Consider the following 13822-nt stretch of genomic DNA (forward strand, 5'->3'; position numbering starts at 1 on the left):
ACCTCCCACCCGCGTCTCGCCCATCGGATCGGGACTCCCATCGCTGATGGCGCCGGGGTCGCGCCCCGGACCCGAGCCTCGGACGTGTGGTCGACCGTCACACGCCTGATCCACATCTCACGCCCCGTGCTGTGGATCAACACGATCGGGACGGGCGTGCTCGGCATGTGGCTCACGGGCCAGCTGCTCGACGTTCAGGCCATCCCGATCATCCTGTGGCTCACGCTTCCCTTCAATCTCCTGATCTACGGCGTCAACGACATCTACGACCAGGACACCGATGCGCTCAATCCTCGAAAGGGGTCGATCGAGGGTGCCCGGATCACGCCGAACGAGGTGCGGCTGATCCTGTGGGCCGTCGCACTGACGAACGTGCCGTTCCTCGTGTACTTCGTCGTCGCGCTCCCACCGATGGCGATCGCCCTCATCCTGCTCTACACGGCCGTCTTCGTCTTCTACTCCGCCCCTCCGCTGCACTTCAAGAGACGCCCGTTCCTCGACTCGCTGAGCAACGCCGCCTACGGCCTGCCCTTGCTGATCGTCCCGGTGGCACTCGACGCTCCACCCGTGTGGCCTGCTGTCGTCGGACTGCTCACCTGGAGCGTCGCCAAGCACGCCTTCGATGCCGTGCAGGACATCGAGGAAGATCGCGAGGCGGGCATCACGACGACGGCCGTCCTGCTCGGCCCACGCAGGACCGCGATCTGGAGTGCGGCGTGGTGGCTCGCGTCGACCGTGCTGTTCGCGCTCGTCAGCATCCCCGTCGCCGCAGTGAACCTCGCGATCGCGGGCGTACTGGTCGTCTGGCTGCTCGTCCGACCGACCCCCGCGACAGGGCGACGCCTCTACCCGCTGTCGGTCGCCTTCCCCTACATCGCGGGCTCCGTGGCGAGCGGGCTCCTCCTCGCCGCGATGTTCCTCGGGATCTACCCGTGAGCCGGATCGTCGTCGTCGGGGCGGGCCTCGGCGGTCTCGCGGCATCCACGCTTCTGGCCCACGCGGGGCATCGCGTCACGCTGCTCGAGGCCGGGCCGACCGTGGGTGGAAAAAGCCGGCGTCTCGACGTCTACGGCGAGCGCATCGACACGGGTCCGTCGATCGTGACCTTCCCCGGCGTCTGGGAGGGGCTGCTGCGCCGGCTCGATGACGGGCCCCGCTCGATCGCCGGCGTCGCCGAGCTCGAGCTCGTGCGCCTTCCCGAAGTCGGCCGCTACTACTACCGGAGAGAGGAGACGTCGCTGCCGGTCGCGCCGGATCACCCGTGGTATCCGGCGTGGAAACGCTTCAGCGACCTGCACGCCCCCCTCGCCGACGACGTCACGGCGCTGCTCGTCGCCGACCCGCTCGACCGCGCGTCACTTCCGGCACTGCGGCGACTGCTCGCCGTCTACGGCCCTCGACTGAGCACACGCGCGTACCTCGACAGTCTCACGTGGCTGCCGGAGGGCCTCCGCGAGATCATCGCCATCCACACCCTCAACGCCGGAGTCTCCCCCGCCCGCACACCCGCCCTCTACGCGAGCATGCCCGCGATCATGGCGGAGACCGGTGCGTGGGTGCCGCGCGGGGGCGTGTACGAGGTCGTCCTCGCCCTCCAGCGACTCGCGGATGCCGCTGGCGTCGACGTGCGCACGGAGGAGGCCGTGACCCGGCTCGAACGAGGGCGGGTCACCACGACGCAGGGCGTGCACCACGCCGACCTCGTCGTGAGTGCGGTGGATGCCGAACGGCTCACCTCCCTTCTGGGACACACCCGCCCGCGGCGTTCTGACCGCACCCTCTCGTGCTCCGCCATCGCCGTCTACGGGGTGCTCGAGGAGCCGCTCCCGGACGACATCGCCGCACACAGCGTCATCCTTCCCACCAAGCCTGACGCGCTTCATCGGAGCCTCGGCGCCGGCGACGAGCCCGCCGACACGATGACCTTCGTCAACCACTACCGCGCGGGCGAGATCTATCCGAACGACCGCAGCACTCTCGGCATCCTGCTCACCGCCCCTGCTGACGGGCAGGAGTACACGCTCGATCACCCGTTCGTTCGCCGCGAGATCGCGCGCGCCTCGACCGTGATGGGGATGGATGCTCCGTTCACCGACGCCATGATCGACACCGTCGTGCTCGACCCGCGGTACTACGGGTCGTTCGGCGAACCACACGGTGCTCTGTACGGGACGGCACGTCCCCTGTGGATGAGCGGACCTCTCCACACGCCGGCCCACCACGACCTCCGGACGCCCTGGCTCTGGCGGGTCGGGGCCTCGGTGCACCCCGGCGGAGGCATCCCCGCTGTCATCGGCGGCGCGATGATGGTCACGCGGAAGCTGCTGTCGAAGCATCCTGCTGAGCGGAAGAGCGATCGGTCGTGATCGTCCGCGTGTCCGAAGCCCGCGTCCTGCCGGACCGCGGCGAAGAGTTCCTCGAGGCACTTCGCGCGCTCGTCGCCGAGTTCCCGGCACGATACGAGGGACTCGTCTCCCACGAGATCCTGATCGACGCCGCCGATTCGACCCGCGTCCAGTACGTCAGCCGATGGGTCGACGAGTCTGCTCTCGTGCGGTTCGCCGGCGAGAACTGGGCCGTGGACCCCGTGACCTTTCCTGAGGAGGAGAGCTACCTCACCGCGCCCCTCACGCTGCGCCATTTCGTCGTATGAGTGAGGCGGGTGCGAGGCTCCGGCGCCTGGTCATCGTGCTCGGCGATCAACTCGATCCAGAAGCGAGCGCTTTCGACGATTTCGATCCGCAGCTCGACGCTGTGTGGATGGCCGAAGTCGACGAGGAGTCGACGCACGTGTGGAGCAGCAAGCCCCGCACGGCGCTGTTCCTGGCGGCGATGCGGCATTTCGCGCGGGACCTCGAGGCGATGGGGCGAACCGTGCACTACACACGGCTCGATTCCCCCGGCACTCGGGGGAGCCTCGCTGCGCAGCTCGCCGCCGACATCGAACGCCTGCGGCCGCACGGACTCGTCATGACGGCGCCCGGAGAATGGCGGGTCCTCCAGGCGCTGCGCGACGTGGCCGCAGCATCAGATCTGCCCTTGGAGATCCGTGAGGACCGCCACTTCTTCTGCACCGTCGCGGAGTTCAGGGACCACGCCGCGGGTCGCTCGACACTGCGGATGGAGTACTTCTATCGCGAGATGCGGCGCCGGCACGGCATCCTGCTCGCCCCGGACGGCGAGCCGGAGGGCGGCTCGTGGAACTACGACGCCGACAACCGCGCGCCCTTCCCGCGGCAAGGACCCGGTCTGGTTCCCCCGCGCGCCGCGTTCGCGCCGGACGACATCACGCGCGAGGTGCTCGAGCTCGTCGAGGAGCGGTTCGCCGACCATCCCGGGTCGCTCGGCACGTTCGCGTGGCCCGTGACCCGCGACCAAGCGCTCGAGTCGCTCCGGCTGTTCATCGAGGAGCGCCTGCCGCAGTTCGGCGTCGCCCAGGACGCGATGTGGCCCGGTGAGCCGTGGCTCTGGCACGCGCACCTCTCCGCCGCCATGAACCTCAAACTCCTGCATCCGCGCGAGGTCGTGGCCGCGGCGGAGGCCGCGTATCGCGAGGGCCGAGCGCCGCTCGCATCCGTCGAGGGCTTCGTCCGGCAGATCCTAGGCTGGCGGGAGTACGTGCGCGGCGTGTACTGGACGCAGATGCCGGGATACCTGGGGCGCAATGCCCTCGAGGCGCACGAGCCCTTGCCGGACTGGTACTGGACGGGCGACACACCCATGTCGTGCCTGCAGGATGCCATCGGGACGACCCTCGAGAACGGGTACGCGCACCACATCCAGCGCCTCATGGTGACGGGGCTCTACGCGCTGCTGCTCGGCGTCGAACCGCGGGAACTGCACTCCTGGTACCTCGCCGTATACGTGGATGCCGTCGAGTGGGTCGAGCTTCCCAACACGCTCGGGATGAGCCAGTACGCCGACGGCGGTCTCCTCGGCAGCAAGCCTTACGTGGCATCCGGCAAGTACATCGACCGCATGAGCCCGTACTGCCGCACGTGTCCGTTCGACCCGGCGAAACGGATCGGCGATGACGCGTGCCCCTTCACGACCCTGTACTGGGACTTCCTGATGCGGCACGAACAGGCGATGGCCGCCAATCCGCGGATGGTGCTGCAGGTGCGCAACGTCGGTCGGATCGACGAAGACGAGCGGGCCGCGATCTCGCGACGCGCGACCGCGATCCGATCGGGCACGATCAGCCCTGAGTAGAGGCCACGTGGTGACAGCACGCGGGCACGCCGAGAAGCCTCAGCGCTTCGAGTCCGGCCGTGTCGACCTGACCGGATGCCGCGGCGAAGGCCTCGAGGTCGATGCGAGCGCCGCTCAGCCACGTGCCCTGCACGCCGATCGCACCGAGCGTCGCGGGATCGACCGTGAACGGATCGGCGTCGAGCGCGACGAGATCCGCGAGCTTGCCGGGTTCGAGCGACCCGACGTCGGAATCGGTACCCAACGCGAAGGCGGCATTGATCGTCTGTGCGGCGAGCGCCTCTTCGAGCGTCGTCGCTTGGTCCGCGCCCCGTATCGCTCCGCTCGACGTCCGCCTCGTGACGGCGGTCTGGATGTTGAGGAGAGGAGTGGGCGGACTCACGCTGCCGTCGTTGTGGAAGGACGGATGCACGCCCGCGTCGAAGGCGTCGCGGAATCGCTGCCACTCCGCCCCGATCGCGGTGTCGAACATCTGGCCGTCGAGCAGGTCGCCCCAGTAGTAGAACTGGAACGGCCCCATTGACGCGACGACGCCGAGATCGGCCATCCGGTGGAACTGGTCGTGACGCGCGCCGCCGATGTGTTCGACACGCCACCGGTGGTCGGTGTGCGTGAGGTCGTGTTTGTCGAGTGCCCGGCTGAAGGCATCCAGCACGATGTCGAGTCCGATGTCGCCGTTGACGTGGAAGGCCATCTGCCAGCCCTCTCCGGCATGCGCGTCGAGCAGACTGTCGAGCTGTGCCCTCGTGTAGTTCATCGGCTTCTGGCCGGTGACACCCGTGGGGATGCCGGCGGCCCGCGTCGCAGCCGTGTCGAGGTACGGCTCCGACATCGCGATGTTGCCCACCCACGGCGACCCATCCGCCCAGAGCTTGATGCCCTGCTTGTGCAGCATCGTCGAGGGGACCGACGACGTGAAGGGATCTCCGCAGTCCGCCTCGGTGGACATGTGGTACAGCGTGATCCGCAGCGGAGAGCTCGGCAGCGAGGCCAGCGTCTCGTACGCCTGCTTGAGCGGTGTCTTGTACGTGTGCTCGGATGTCGAGGTGATGCCGGCATTCGCCATCAGCATGTAGTACTCGACGGCGCCCTGAAGCGGCGACGTGCTCGCGGCGATCGCGTTCAGCACCGGGGCTGCGAGTGCCATCGCCGCGGGGACCTCGGTCGCACGGCCGTCGAGCGCGCCGTCCGGCAGGCGTCCGAAGAATCCGCCGACGGGATCACTGGGCGGATTCTCGATCCAGCCGAGCTTTCGCATGACCGCGGAAGTGACGTACGACGTATGTCCGGAATTGCCGAACACGAGGACGAGTCGATCGCCGAAGATCGCGTCCAGCACCGCCGCGGTGGGCTCTTCGTGCTGCTGCAGCAATCCGTCGAAGCCGAAGAACGACAGCGGAGACCCAGCATCCGTTTCGGCGATGGCCTTGTCGAAGACGGCGAGCACGTCGTTCCACGTGGGTGCGAACCACGGCGCGATCCAGTAGGCGGGATACATCGTCGCCATACCGCTCAGCACGGGATGCGAGTGGGAGTCGATGAAGCCGGGAAGGAGGCACGCGGCGCCGGAGTCTTCCACCGCGGCATCGGGGAGCGCCGCCCGGCACTCGTCGAGCGAGCCCACCGCGACGATCCGCTCGTCCCTGACCGCGATCGCTTCGGCTCGGGGCCGACCGGGATCCATCGTGATGATCGTGCCGGCGGTGAGGATGCGCTCGTTGGGCATGGTCACACTCGACCACATCCCGCACACGCGAGCAAATGTCGGCCGTCAGCGATTCGAGTAGGCCCGGTTCGGGTCAGTCGTCGACGCGGGAGTGCTCGCCGAGGCGATGCCACGCACGGTTGTGGTGGACGAGTGCGTCGCCGGCCGCGCCGGGTGAGACGTCGCGTGCGATGTGAGATTGCAGCGCGTGCGCTGCGATGACCATGGAGGTCCCCGCATCCATGCGATTGACGACGGCGCAGCGAACCCACGCGCGCACGTCGCAGTAGACGGGCTCGCCGGTGACAAGTCGCGACCACTGGGTCTTGTCGGCGAAACGATCGATACCGCTCGTCGCACCGAGCTTCGCCACCTCGAGGTCGTGCGCGTCGAGAAGGTGCACGATGACCGTCTCGGCGCGGGACAGCACGTCAGCCGCCGACGACAGCGTCGAGATCGAGAAGATGAGCAAGGGAGGTTCGGCGCTCACTGACGACACGGAGGTCGCGGTCAGCGCGACGGGACCGCTGCCGGCGTCGGCCGTGATGACGGCAACACCCGCGGGGTGTCCGCGGAACAGCGCCTTGAAGTCGTCGGGCGAGAGGCTCGAGGGCAGACCTCGCTCGCCAGCCGCGACCGGCTCTACGGCACGCACAGCTGCCGACGGATGATCGGAACTACTCACCGGTCACCTCCTCACGAACGATTCTCGTTCCCGCGCTGAGCGCGCTCAACTTGGCCAGCGCGACGTCACGGGGGAATGGTGCCATGCCGCAGTTCGTGCTGGGAACGAGTTTATCCGCGTCCACGAACTGAAGGGCCGTGCGGAGGGTGTCGGCTACCTCCTCCGGGGACTCGATCGTCTCGCTCGCGACGTCGATCGCCCCGAGCATGACCTTCTTTCCGCGGACCAGCTCGATGAGGTCCATCGGCACATGGGAGTGGTGGCTCTCCAACGAGACGATGTCGATCGAGGAGCTCTGCAGAAGAGGGAACGACTCCTCGTACTGTCGCCACTGCGATCCGAGGGTCGCTTTCCAGTCGGTGTTCGCTTTGATGCCGTAGCCGTAGCAGATGTGCACGGCTGTCTCGGCGCGCAGGCCCTCGGCCGCTCGCTCCAGCGCCGCGATCCCCCAGTCCTTCACTTCGTCGAAGAAGACGTTGAAGGACGGCTCGTCGAACTGGATGATGTCGACTCCCGCTGCTTCGAGCTCTCTCGCCTCCTGGTTGAGGATCGTCGCGAACTCCATCGCGAGCTCTTCGCGGCTCCGGTAGTGGGCGTCGTAGAGCGTGTCGACCATCGTCATCGGACCAGGGAGAGTCCATTTGATCGGACGATCGGTGGATGCGCGGAGGAACCTCGCATCGTCGACGAAGACGGGCTGCTCGCGACTGACCGACCCGACGACGGTCGGCACGCTCGCGTCGTAGCGGTTTCGGATGCGAACGGTCTCGCGCCGCTCGAAGTCGACACCGCTGAGGTGCTCGATGAAGGTCGTGACGAAGTGCTGTCGGCTCTGCTCGCCGTCACTGAGGATGTCGATGCCGCGGTTGCTCTGCTCTTGGACGGCGATCCGCAGAGCATCCCGCTTGCCCTCCCGCAACGCGTCGCCCTCGAGCTTCCAGGGGGACCAGAGCTTCTCGGGCTCCGCGAGCCACGACGGCTTGGGAAGGCTCCCGACGATCGCGGTCGGCAGGAGCGTCGGGGCGGTCGCCGAATGGCCGCCGGTCATGCGACGCGAGCGGGGTAGCCCGCCGACCATCGGGCGAGGACGTCCTTGTGCGGAGCGATGAAGTGCTCTTCCGTGTACTTTCCCTGGATCGTCGCGAGCTGGCTGCGCTCGACCCGGTCGTACTCGATCTCGGTGCGGGAACAGTCCGATGCCCCGAGGCTCGGCCGGTAGACGGCGGGGGCGGCGGAGTTCGCGTTGTAGATCTCGGGGCGGTAGATCTTCTGGAATGTCTCCATCGTGCTGATCGTGCCGATGAGCTGAAGGTTCGAGTAGTCGTTGAGCAGGTCGCCGCGGAAGTAGAACGCGAGCGGTGCCACGCTGCCGCGTGGCATGAAGTAGCGAACCTTCAGCCCCATCTTCGCGAAGTACTGATCCGTCAGCGAGTACTCGTCCTGCTGGTACTCGACGCCGAGAACCGGGTGGTGGTTCGACGTGCGGTGGTAGGTCTTGCTCGTCGAGACGCTGATGCAGATCACGGGCGGCTGCGAGAAGCGCTCCGTGTAGGCGTCGGAGTCGAGAAAGTGCTGGAACAGCCGACCGTGCAGGTCGCCGAAGTCGTCGGGAATGGCTGGTCCGTTGGCGCCGGCACCCGCCGCCGGGAGCACGACGCTGAAGTCGTAGTCGCGGACGTAGGAGGAGAAGTTGTTCCCCACGATCCCGGCGTGGCGGACGCCGGTCCACAGGTCGACGATGCGGGTGTCGAGGATCTCGAGCAGGGGGAACTCCCGATCCGCGTCGCCCGAGGTGAAGTTCAGATGCGCCGAAACGATCTCGAGTTCAACGGCGTAGCGGTCTCCGCTCGGATTGTCCCAGTGCGCCAAGTCGTTGAAGCGACGCGTGATCATCGTCAGGGCGTTGCGGAGGTTCTCCTGACGGCGGTCACCGCGTGCCAGATTGGCGAAGTTCGTCGTGATCCGCGAACCCTCCGACGGCGAGTAGTCCTCGTTGAACGGGGTGGTGGTGATGCTGAACGTGAACTCGTCCGTCATGGTGGCCAATCAGATGAGGGCCGGTACGACCTTCGGAAGTGGATGGATCCATCGTGCAGGCGGCGACGAGGTATCGGGTAACTCCCCGTAACTATGCTCGGGTATAGCATTTGCCTATGCCACAGGGTCCGAGCAGCCTCACGTTGCAGCAGCTTCGCTACTTCGTCGAGGTTGCTGCTGAGGGGTCCATCTCCGGCGCGGCAGACCTGCTCTACGTCGCCCAGCCGACTATGTCGGCGGCGATGAAGGACCTCGAGGCGCGGGTGGGACGCGCGCTCCTCGTACGTTCGGCCCGCGGAGTCACCCTCACGGCCGACGGCATCGAGTTCCTCGGATACGCACGACAGGTCGTCGAGCAAGCGGCGCTCCTCGAGCAGCGCTATCTGGATCGACCACCGTCTCGACGTCTGCTCGGGGTGTCGGCGCAGCACTACTCGTTCGCGGTCGACGCGTTCGTCCGGATGGTCAAAGCCGCGGATGCCGCCGAGTACGAGTTCTCGCTCCGTGAGACCCGCACGTGGGACATCATCGAGGATGTCCGGACGCTCCGCAGCGAGATCGGCATCCTGTACCGGAACGACTTCAACGGCAGGGTCATCGACAAGCTGCTCCGCGACTCCGGTCTCGCGTTCCGCCCGCTGTTCCTCGCCGAGCCGCACATCTTCATCTCCCGGCAGAACCCTCTCGCCCGTCGCGATGGTGCGACTCTCGACGATCTCGCGGAGCTTCCCCGACTCACATTCGATCAGGGCACGAACAACTCGTTCTACTTCGCCGAGGAGATCCTCTCCACCCTGTCGAGCGCGCGGGAGATCCGAGTGTCCGACCGCGCCACGATCTTCAATCTCATGATCGGACTGGGCGGCTACACCATCTCGACGGGCATCATCAGCGAGGAACTCGATCCCGAGATCGTCGCGATCCCGCTCGACGTCGACGAACGCATCGAGATCGGCTGGATCGACCACGCCGCCATCCCGCTCACGGACCAGGCCCAGCGCTACCTCGCCGAGGTGCGCGCGGTCGTCACCGAGTTCGACGTCGCACTGATCGATGAGGTCCCCAGCGGAGACCGCCTCATCGCGGCATCCACAGAATCGCAGCGAGTTGCGATCGAATGACCTCCTTGACGTCACCGGGGCTGTCGCGAAGGTGCAGCGTCGCCGTCATCGTGACGTGGATGATCGATGTGATGACGCGCGCAAGGGTGGCCCGCGCATCCGGATCGACGTCGGGGACCGCACGCAGGAGCTCGGCGATGGACGCCTCCAACCGCCATGCCTCCGCGAGTCCCGCGCTTCGGTGCTCCTCGCCGGGGTCGCCGAAGATCAACTCGTGCAAGTAGAGGCGACCGTTCTCGGGCTGTTCGCGCACGCAGTCGATGACGGGCGCCAGGAGTGCCATGACGGCATCCTCCGCTGACGCGCCTCTCGCTGACAGCGCTCCGGACGTCACGAGGCCGTCATCGATGGCCGTTCGGAACTTCTCGTTCTGCACCATGATGAGCAGCTCCGCCTTGCTCGCCGCGTAGCGGAACAGCGTCCCGATGGCGACGTCCGCGCGGTCGGAGACCTCCCGCGTCGTGACGCCACCCACCCCCCGTTCCGCGAAGAGCGACCGTGCCGCCTCCATGATGCGGCGACGCTTATCGGCCATGGCCCTCTCGCGCCGACCGACGCGGCCGGGTTCCTGATTCATGTCGCCCCCTTGACAAATTAAATGAGTCGACTCAGTATTGAGCTTACTCGCAGATTTCGAGATTCGCACCCGCCCTCGACGGACGGACGACAGGAGCAGAGATGACCCCGGCAGCGCACAGCAACCATGTCGCGACCTCGTTCGTCGACGCTGCGACGCAGTTCGCACGGGTCGACGGCGCACACATCGCCTACCGCGAGGTCGGATCGGGCCCTGGGCTACCGCTCGTCGCTCTCATGCATCTCGGCGGCAATCTGGATGCGTGGGATCCCGAGGTCATCGACGCGCTCGCGCACGAGCGGCGCGTCATCGTGCTCGGCTACCGCGGCGTGGGTCGATCGACCGGCCGGGTGCGGCACAGCCTCGAGGACATGGCCCGCGACGCCGTTTCCGCCGTGCGCGCACTCGGACTCCGCCGCATCGATCTCTTCGGCCTCTCGATGGGGGGCATGGTCGCCCAGGCAATGGTCGAGCAGGAGCCCGACCTGGTGGACCACCTCGTGATGTCCGGAACGGGCCCCCGGGGCGGCGAAGGTCTTACGCGGATGACGGGCGTCATGCTCCGCGGTATCGCGCGCAGCGTCGTGACAGCGCGTCCCGCGACCTCCGTCCTCTTCTTCACCCGCACCGCCGAAGGACAACGCGCCGCCGCCGCCTATCAGGGCCGGTTGAAGCGCCGACGCGCGGACCGCGACTCGGCCGTCACGCCGGGCGTCATGCGCGCGCAACTCCGCGCCGTCGCGCGTTGGGGAGCAGAGCCTCGCACGGTCGACGTGGAGACGGACACGCCTTCGCTCACCTTCCACGGCGTTGACGACATCCTCGTCCCGCCGGTCAACGCGATGCAGTTGCGTCAGACGTTCTCCGCCATCGACATCCTGACGTTTCCGGATGCCGGACATGGTGTCGTTTCGCAGCACCGCGACGTCGTGACGCGCCGCATCCAGTCCTTCCTGCGCGTCTGACGCAGGACCCACACACCTCATCCAGAACAGGAAGTCGCGACATGCGTGCATTCATCATCGACGGGTACAAGAAGCCCCTCCACGAAGCGGACGTCGCCGAGCCGACCGTGGGTCCGAACGACGTGCTGATCTCGGTCGCCGCCGCCGGCATCAACGGCCTCGACGAGCGGATCCGCACGGGAGAGTTCAAGGCGTTCCTCCCCTACCGGCCGCCGCTCACGCTGGGCCACGACGTCGCCGGGACGGTGATCCGCGTCGGCTCGCAGGTCCGTTCGTTCACGCCCGGCGACGAGGTGTTCGCCCGGCCTCGCGATCATCGGATCGGCACGTTCGCGGAACGCATCGCCGTCGACCAGGCCGATGTCGCGCGCGCGCCCTCGTCGGTCAGTGTCCTCGAGGCGGCATCCCTTCCCCTCGTCGCGCTCACCGCGTGGCAGGCCCTCGTCGAGAAGGGCGGCGTGACGGCGGGCCAGAAGGTCCTCATCCACGGCGGCGCCGGCGGTGTCGGAACGATCGCGATCCAGCTGGCGAAGCATCTCGGCGCGGAGGTCGCGACAACGGCCTCGGCGAGGAACGCGGAGTTCGTGCGGTCACTCGGCGCCGACGTCGTCATCGACTACGCGAGCCAGGACTTCTCCGAAGAGCTGTCGGGGTACGACTTCGTGCTCGACAGCCTCGGAGGCGAGAACCTCACGAAGTCGCTGCGTGTGCTGCGTGCAGGCGGGATGGCCGTCGGAATCTCCGGCCCGCCGACGCCCGCATTCGCAGAAGAGATCGGTCTGAACCCCGTTCTTCGCATCGCGATGAGCGCATTGAGTCGCAAGGTCCGCCGGCAGGCGAAGAAGCTCGGCGTCACCTACGAGTTCCTCTTCATGCGCGCCGACGGCGAGCAGCTGCGAGCGATCGCCGAGCTCGTGGATGCCGGTGCGATCCGTCCGATCGTCGGCGCCACGTACACCTTCGACGAAGCGCCGGAGGCTCTCGAGGCGCAGCACCGCGGCGGCATCCGTGGAAAGTCCGTCCTGCTGGGCGCGTGACCGCCCCTCTGCTCATTCCGCTCGGTACTCAACCTCAAAGGACACCCCTCATGAACGAATCCATCATCACCTCGTACGCCCAGGCCCCCGCGAAGACCGTCAGAGTCGGTCGGGACACCTTCGCCTATCGCGAGCTCGGACCGAAGGAGGAGATCCCCGTCGTCTTCTTCGTCCACCTCGCTGCGACGCTCGACAACTGGGACCCCCGCATCATCGACGCGATCGCGAAGACTCGTCATGTCATCACGTTCGACCAGCTGGGTGTCGGGGCATCGAGCGGCCGCGTCCCGGACACCCTCGAAGACGCCGCCGACGACGCCTACCGGTTCATCGTGGACGGTCTCGGCTATACGAAGATCGACGTGTTCTCGTTCTCCATGGGCGGGATGATCGCGCAGGACCTCGTCGTGAAGCACCCCGATCTCGTGCGGGGCCTCATCCTCACCGGTACAGGGCCGCGTGGCGGTGAAGACATGGACAAGGTCGTCGGCACGACCTACTGGGACATCTTCCGCTCGGTGATCACGCGCTCCGACCCGAAGGAGTTCCTCTTCTTCAACCGCGATGCCGAAGGCAAGAAGGCCGGCAAGGAGTTCGTCGAGCGGCTCAAGGAGCGCACCATCGACCGAGACAAGGCGATCTCCAACAAGGCGTTCAGCACGCAGCTGAAGGCGATCGTCAGATTCGGCCGCTCCGCGCCGTCCGACCTCTCGGTGATCACGTCACCGACGCTCATTGCCAACGGCGACAACGACCGGATGGTGCCGAGCAATCTCTCCGAAGACCTCCACCGCCGCATCGCCGACTCCGAGCTGATCATCTACCCGAACTCAGGCCATGGGGGGATCTTCCAGTACTGGGAGAAGTTCGCACCTGTCGCCGCGAACTTCCTCAACGACGTCCGCGGCTGACCTTCCACCCTCGAAGGTCACGATCACGAGCCGGAATTGTCGGGCTGAGGCGACGAGCGCGGCGCGATAACGAGGCAAGTGCTGGATGCGGTGGCCAGCACCCGGCCCTCGGCATCACGGATGTCGGCCTCGGCGAATGTCGCGCTGCGTCCTCGGCGCGTGACCCACCCGTGCGCCGTGACCGGCCCCGTGTCGGCGCTGAGAGGGCGCAGGAACGACACCTTGATCTCGAGACTCGTGTATCCGACGCCGGCTGGCAGGGTCGAGTGCACGGCGCATCCACAGGCCGAGTCGAGCACCGTTGCGAAGAACCCCCCGTGGATCGACCCGATCGGGTTGTAATGCGACTCGTCGGGGACTGCCGTCATCACGACGTCGCCGTCCGCGACACTCACGAACTCGAGCCCCACATGGCTGCTGATCGGGGGTGCAGGATGCCGCCCGTCGATGATCGCTTGCAACTGCTCGAGACCCGATGAGGCGAACGGTGCCCGAGCATCGCGGCTCGGAACGTCGTAGTGCAGCGTGCGCGTCCGCGCCGTCGAAACCGTCTGATCGGCCATGCCCGTTCG

Annotated in this window: 14 protein-coding genes; 8 read left to right on the plus strand and 6 right to left on the minus strand. The window is 67.1% G+C overall.

Going from position 1 to position 13822, the window contains the following annotated elements; translation table 11 throughout:
- Positions 1-84: 84 nt before the first annotated feature.
- From FBY39_RS03835 to FBY39_RS03850, 4 genes are read left to right on the plus strand one after another with little or no spacing between them, the layout of a single operon-like run.
- Positions 85-936: a UbiA family prenyltransferase gene (locus FBY39_RS03835; protein ID WP_141930328.1), complete on the plus strand. Its 852-nt coding sequence runs from the start codon at positions 85-87 to the stop codon at positions 934-936.
- A complete protein-coding gene (locus tag FBY39_RS03840) occupies positions 933-2366 on the plus strand; it encodes an NAD(P)/FAD-dependent oxidoreductase (RefSeq protein ID WP_141930329.1) in 1434 nt (477 codons plus the stop codon). The genes FBY39_RS03835 and FBY39_RS03840 overlap by 4 nt, the downstream gene beginning before the upstream one ends.
- Complete coding sequence (locus FBY39_RS03845; protein WP_141930330.1) at positions 2363-2653, plus strand: putative quinol monooxygenase; 291 nt, start codon at positions 2363-2365, stop codon at positions 2651-2653. Before FBY39_RS03840 ends, FBY39_RS03845 begins: the two co-directional genes overlap by 4 nt.
- The gene (locus FBY39_RS03850; protein WP_141930332.1) at positions 2650-4212 is read left to right on the plus strand and encodes a cryptochrome/photolyase family protein; all 1563 of its coding nucleotides are present in this window, start codon (positions 2650-2652) and stop codon (positions 4210-4212) included. The genes FBY39_RS03845 and FBY39_RS03850 overlap by 4 nt, the downstream gene beginning before the upstream one ends.
- On the opposite strand, the gene FBY39_RS03855 is transcribed toward FBY39_RS03850, so the two are convergent.
- The 4 genes from FBY39_RS03855 to FBY39_RS03870 all read right to left on the minus strand — a co-directional run bounded on the left by FBY39_RS03855 (position 4199) and on the right by FBY39_RS03870 (position 8639).
- Positions 4199-5938: an amidohydrolase gene (locus FBY39_RS03855; RefSeq protein WP_222115654.1), complete on the minus strand. Its 1740-nt coding sequence runs from the start codon at positions 5936-5938 to the stop codon at positions 4199-4201. The two genes, FBY39_RS03850 and FBY39_RS03855, sit on opposite strands and share 14 nt — an antisense overlap.
- A 73-nt stretch (positions 5939-6011) precedes the next feature.
- Positions 6012-6572: a flavin reductase family protein gene (locus FBY39_RS03860; protein WP_141933870.1), complete on the minus strand. Its 561-nt coding sequence runs from the start codon at positions 6570-6572 to the stop codon at positions 6012-6014.
- Positions 6573-6594: 22 nt separating this feature from the next.
- Positions 6595-7650, minus strand: a complete 1056-nt coding sequence (locus tag FBY39_RS03865; protein ID WP_141930334.1) for a methionine synthase — start codon at positions 7648-7650, stop codon at positions 6595-6597.
- A complete protein-coding gene (locus tag FBY39_RS03870) occupies positions 7647-8639 on the minus strand; it encodes a DUF1852 domain-containing protein (RefSeq protein ID WP_141930336.1) in 993 nt (330 codons plus the stop codon). Before FBY39_RS03870 ends, FBY39_RS03865 begins: the two co-directional genes overlap by 4 nt.
- Before the next feature lie 116 nt (positions 8640-8755).
- On the opposite strand from FBY39_RS03870, the gene FBY39_RS03875 reads away from it, so the two are divergent.
- Entirely contained in the window at positions 8756-9760 is a 1005-nt protein-coding gene (locus FBY39_RS03875; RefSeq protein WP_141930338.1) for a LysR family transcriptional regulator, read from the plus strand.
- Here the strand turns inward: FBY39_RS03875 and FBY39_RS03880 are convergent.
- Positions 9717-10337: a TetR/AcrR family transcriptional regulator gene (locus FBY39_RS03880; protein WP_141930340.1), complete on the minus strand. Its 621-nt coding sequence runs from the start codon at positions 10335-10337 to the stop codon at positions 9717-9719. The genes FBY39_RS03875 and FBY39_RS03880 overlap by 44 nt on opposite strands.
- 101 nt (positions 10338-10438) lie before the next feature.
- Between FBY39_RS03880 and FBY39_RS03885 the strand changes: the two genes are divergently transcribed.
- From FBY39_RS03885 to FBY39_RS03895, 3 genes are read left to right on the plus strand one after another with little or no spacing between them, the layout of a single operon-like run.
- Entirely contained in the window at positions 10439-11302 is an 864-nt protein-coding gene (locus tag FBY39_RS03885) for an alpha/beta fold hydrolase (protein WP_141930342.1), read from the plus strand.
- A 41-nt stretch (positions 11303-11343) separates the two neighbouring features.
- Positions 11344-12339, plus strand: a complete 996-nt coding sequence (locus FBY39_RS03890; protein ID WP_141930344.1) for an NADP-dependent oxidoreductase — start codon at positions 11344-11346, stop codon at positions 12337-12339.
- A gap of 50 nt (positions 12340-12389) precedes the next feature.
- Positions 12390-13250, plus strand: a complete 861-nt coding sequence (locus tag FBY39_RS03895) for an alpha/beta fold hydrolase (protein WP_141930346.1) — start codon at positions 12390-12392, stop codon at positions 13248-13250.
- A gap of 23 nt (positions 13251-13273) precedes the next feature.
- Here FBY39_RS03895 and FBY39_RS03900 read toward each other — a convergent pair whose 3' ends face one another.
- Positions 13274-13813, minus strand: coding sequence for a PaaI family thioesterase (locus FBY39_RS03900; RefSeq protein WP_141930347.1), 540 nt, complete (start codon positions 13811-13813; stop codon positions 13274-13276).
- Positions 13814-13822 lie beyond the last annotated feature (9 nt).

Source organism: Microbacterium sp. SLBN-146, assembly GCF_006715145.1.
Lineage (GTDB): Bacteria > Actinomycetota > Actinomycetes > Actinomycetales > Microbacteriaceae > Microbacterium.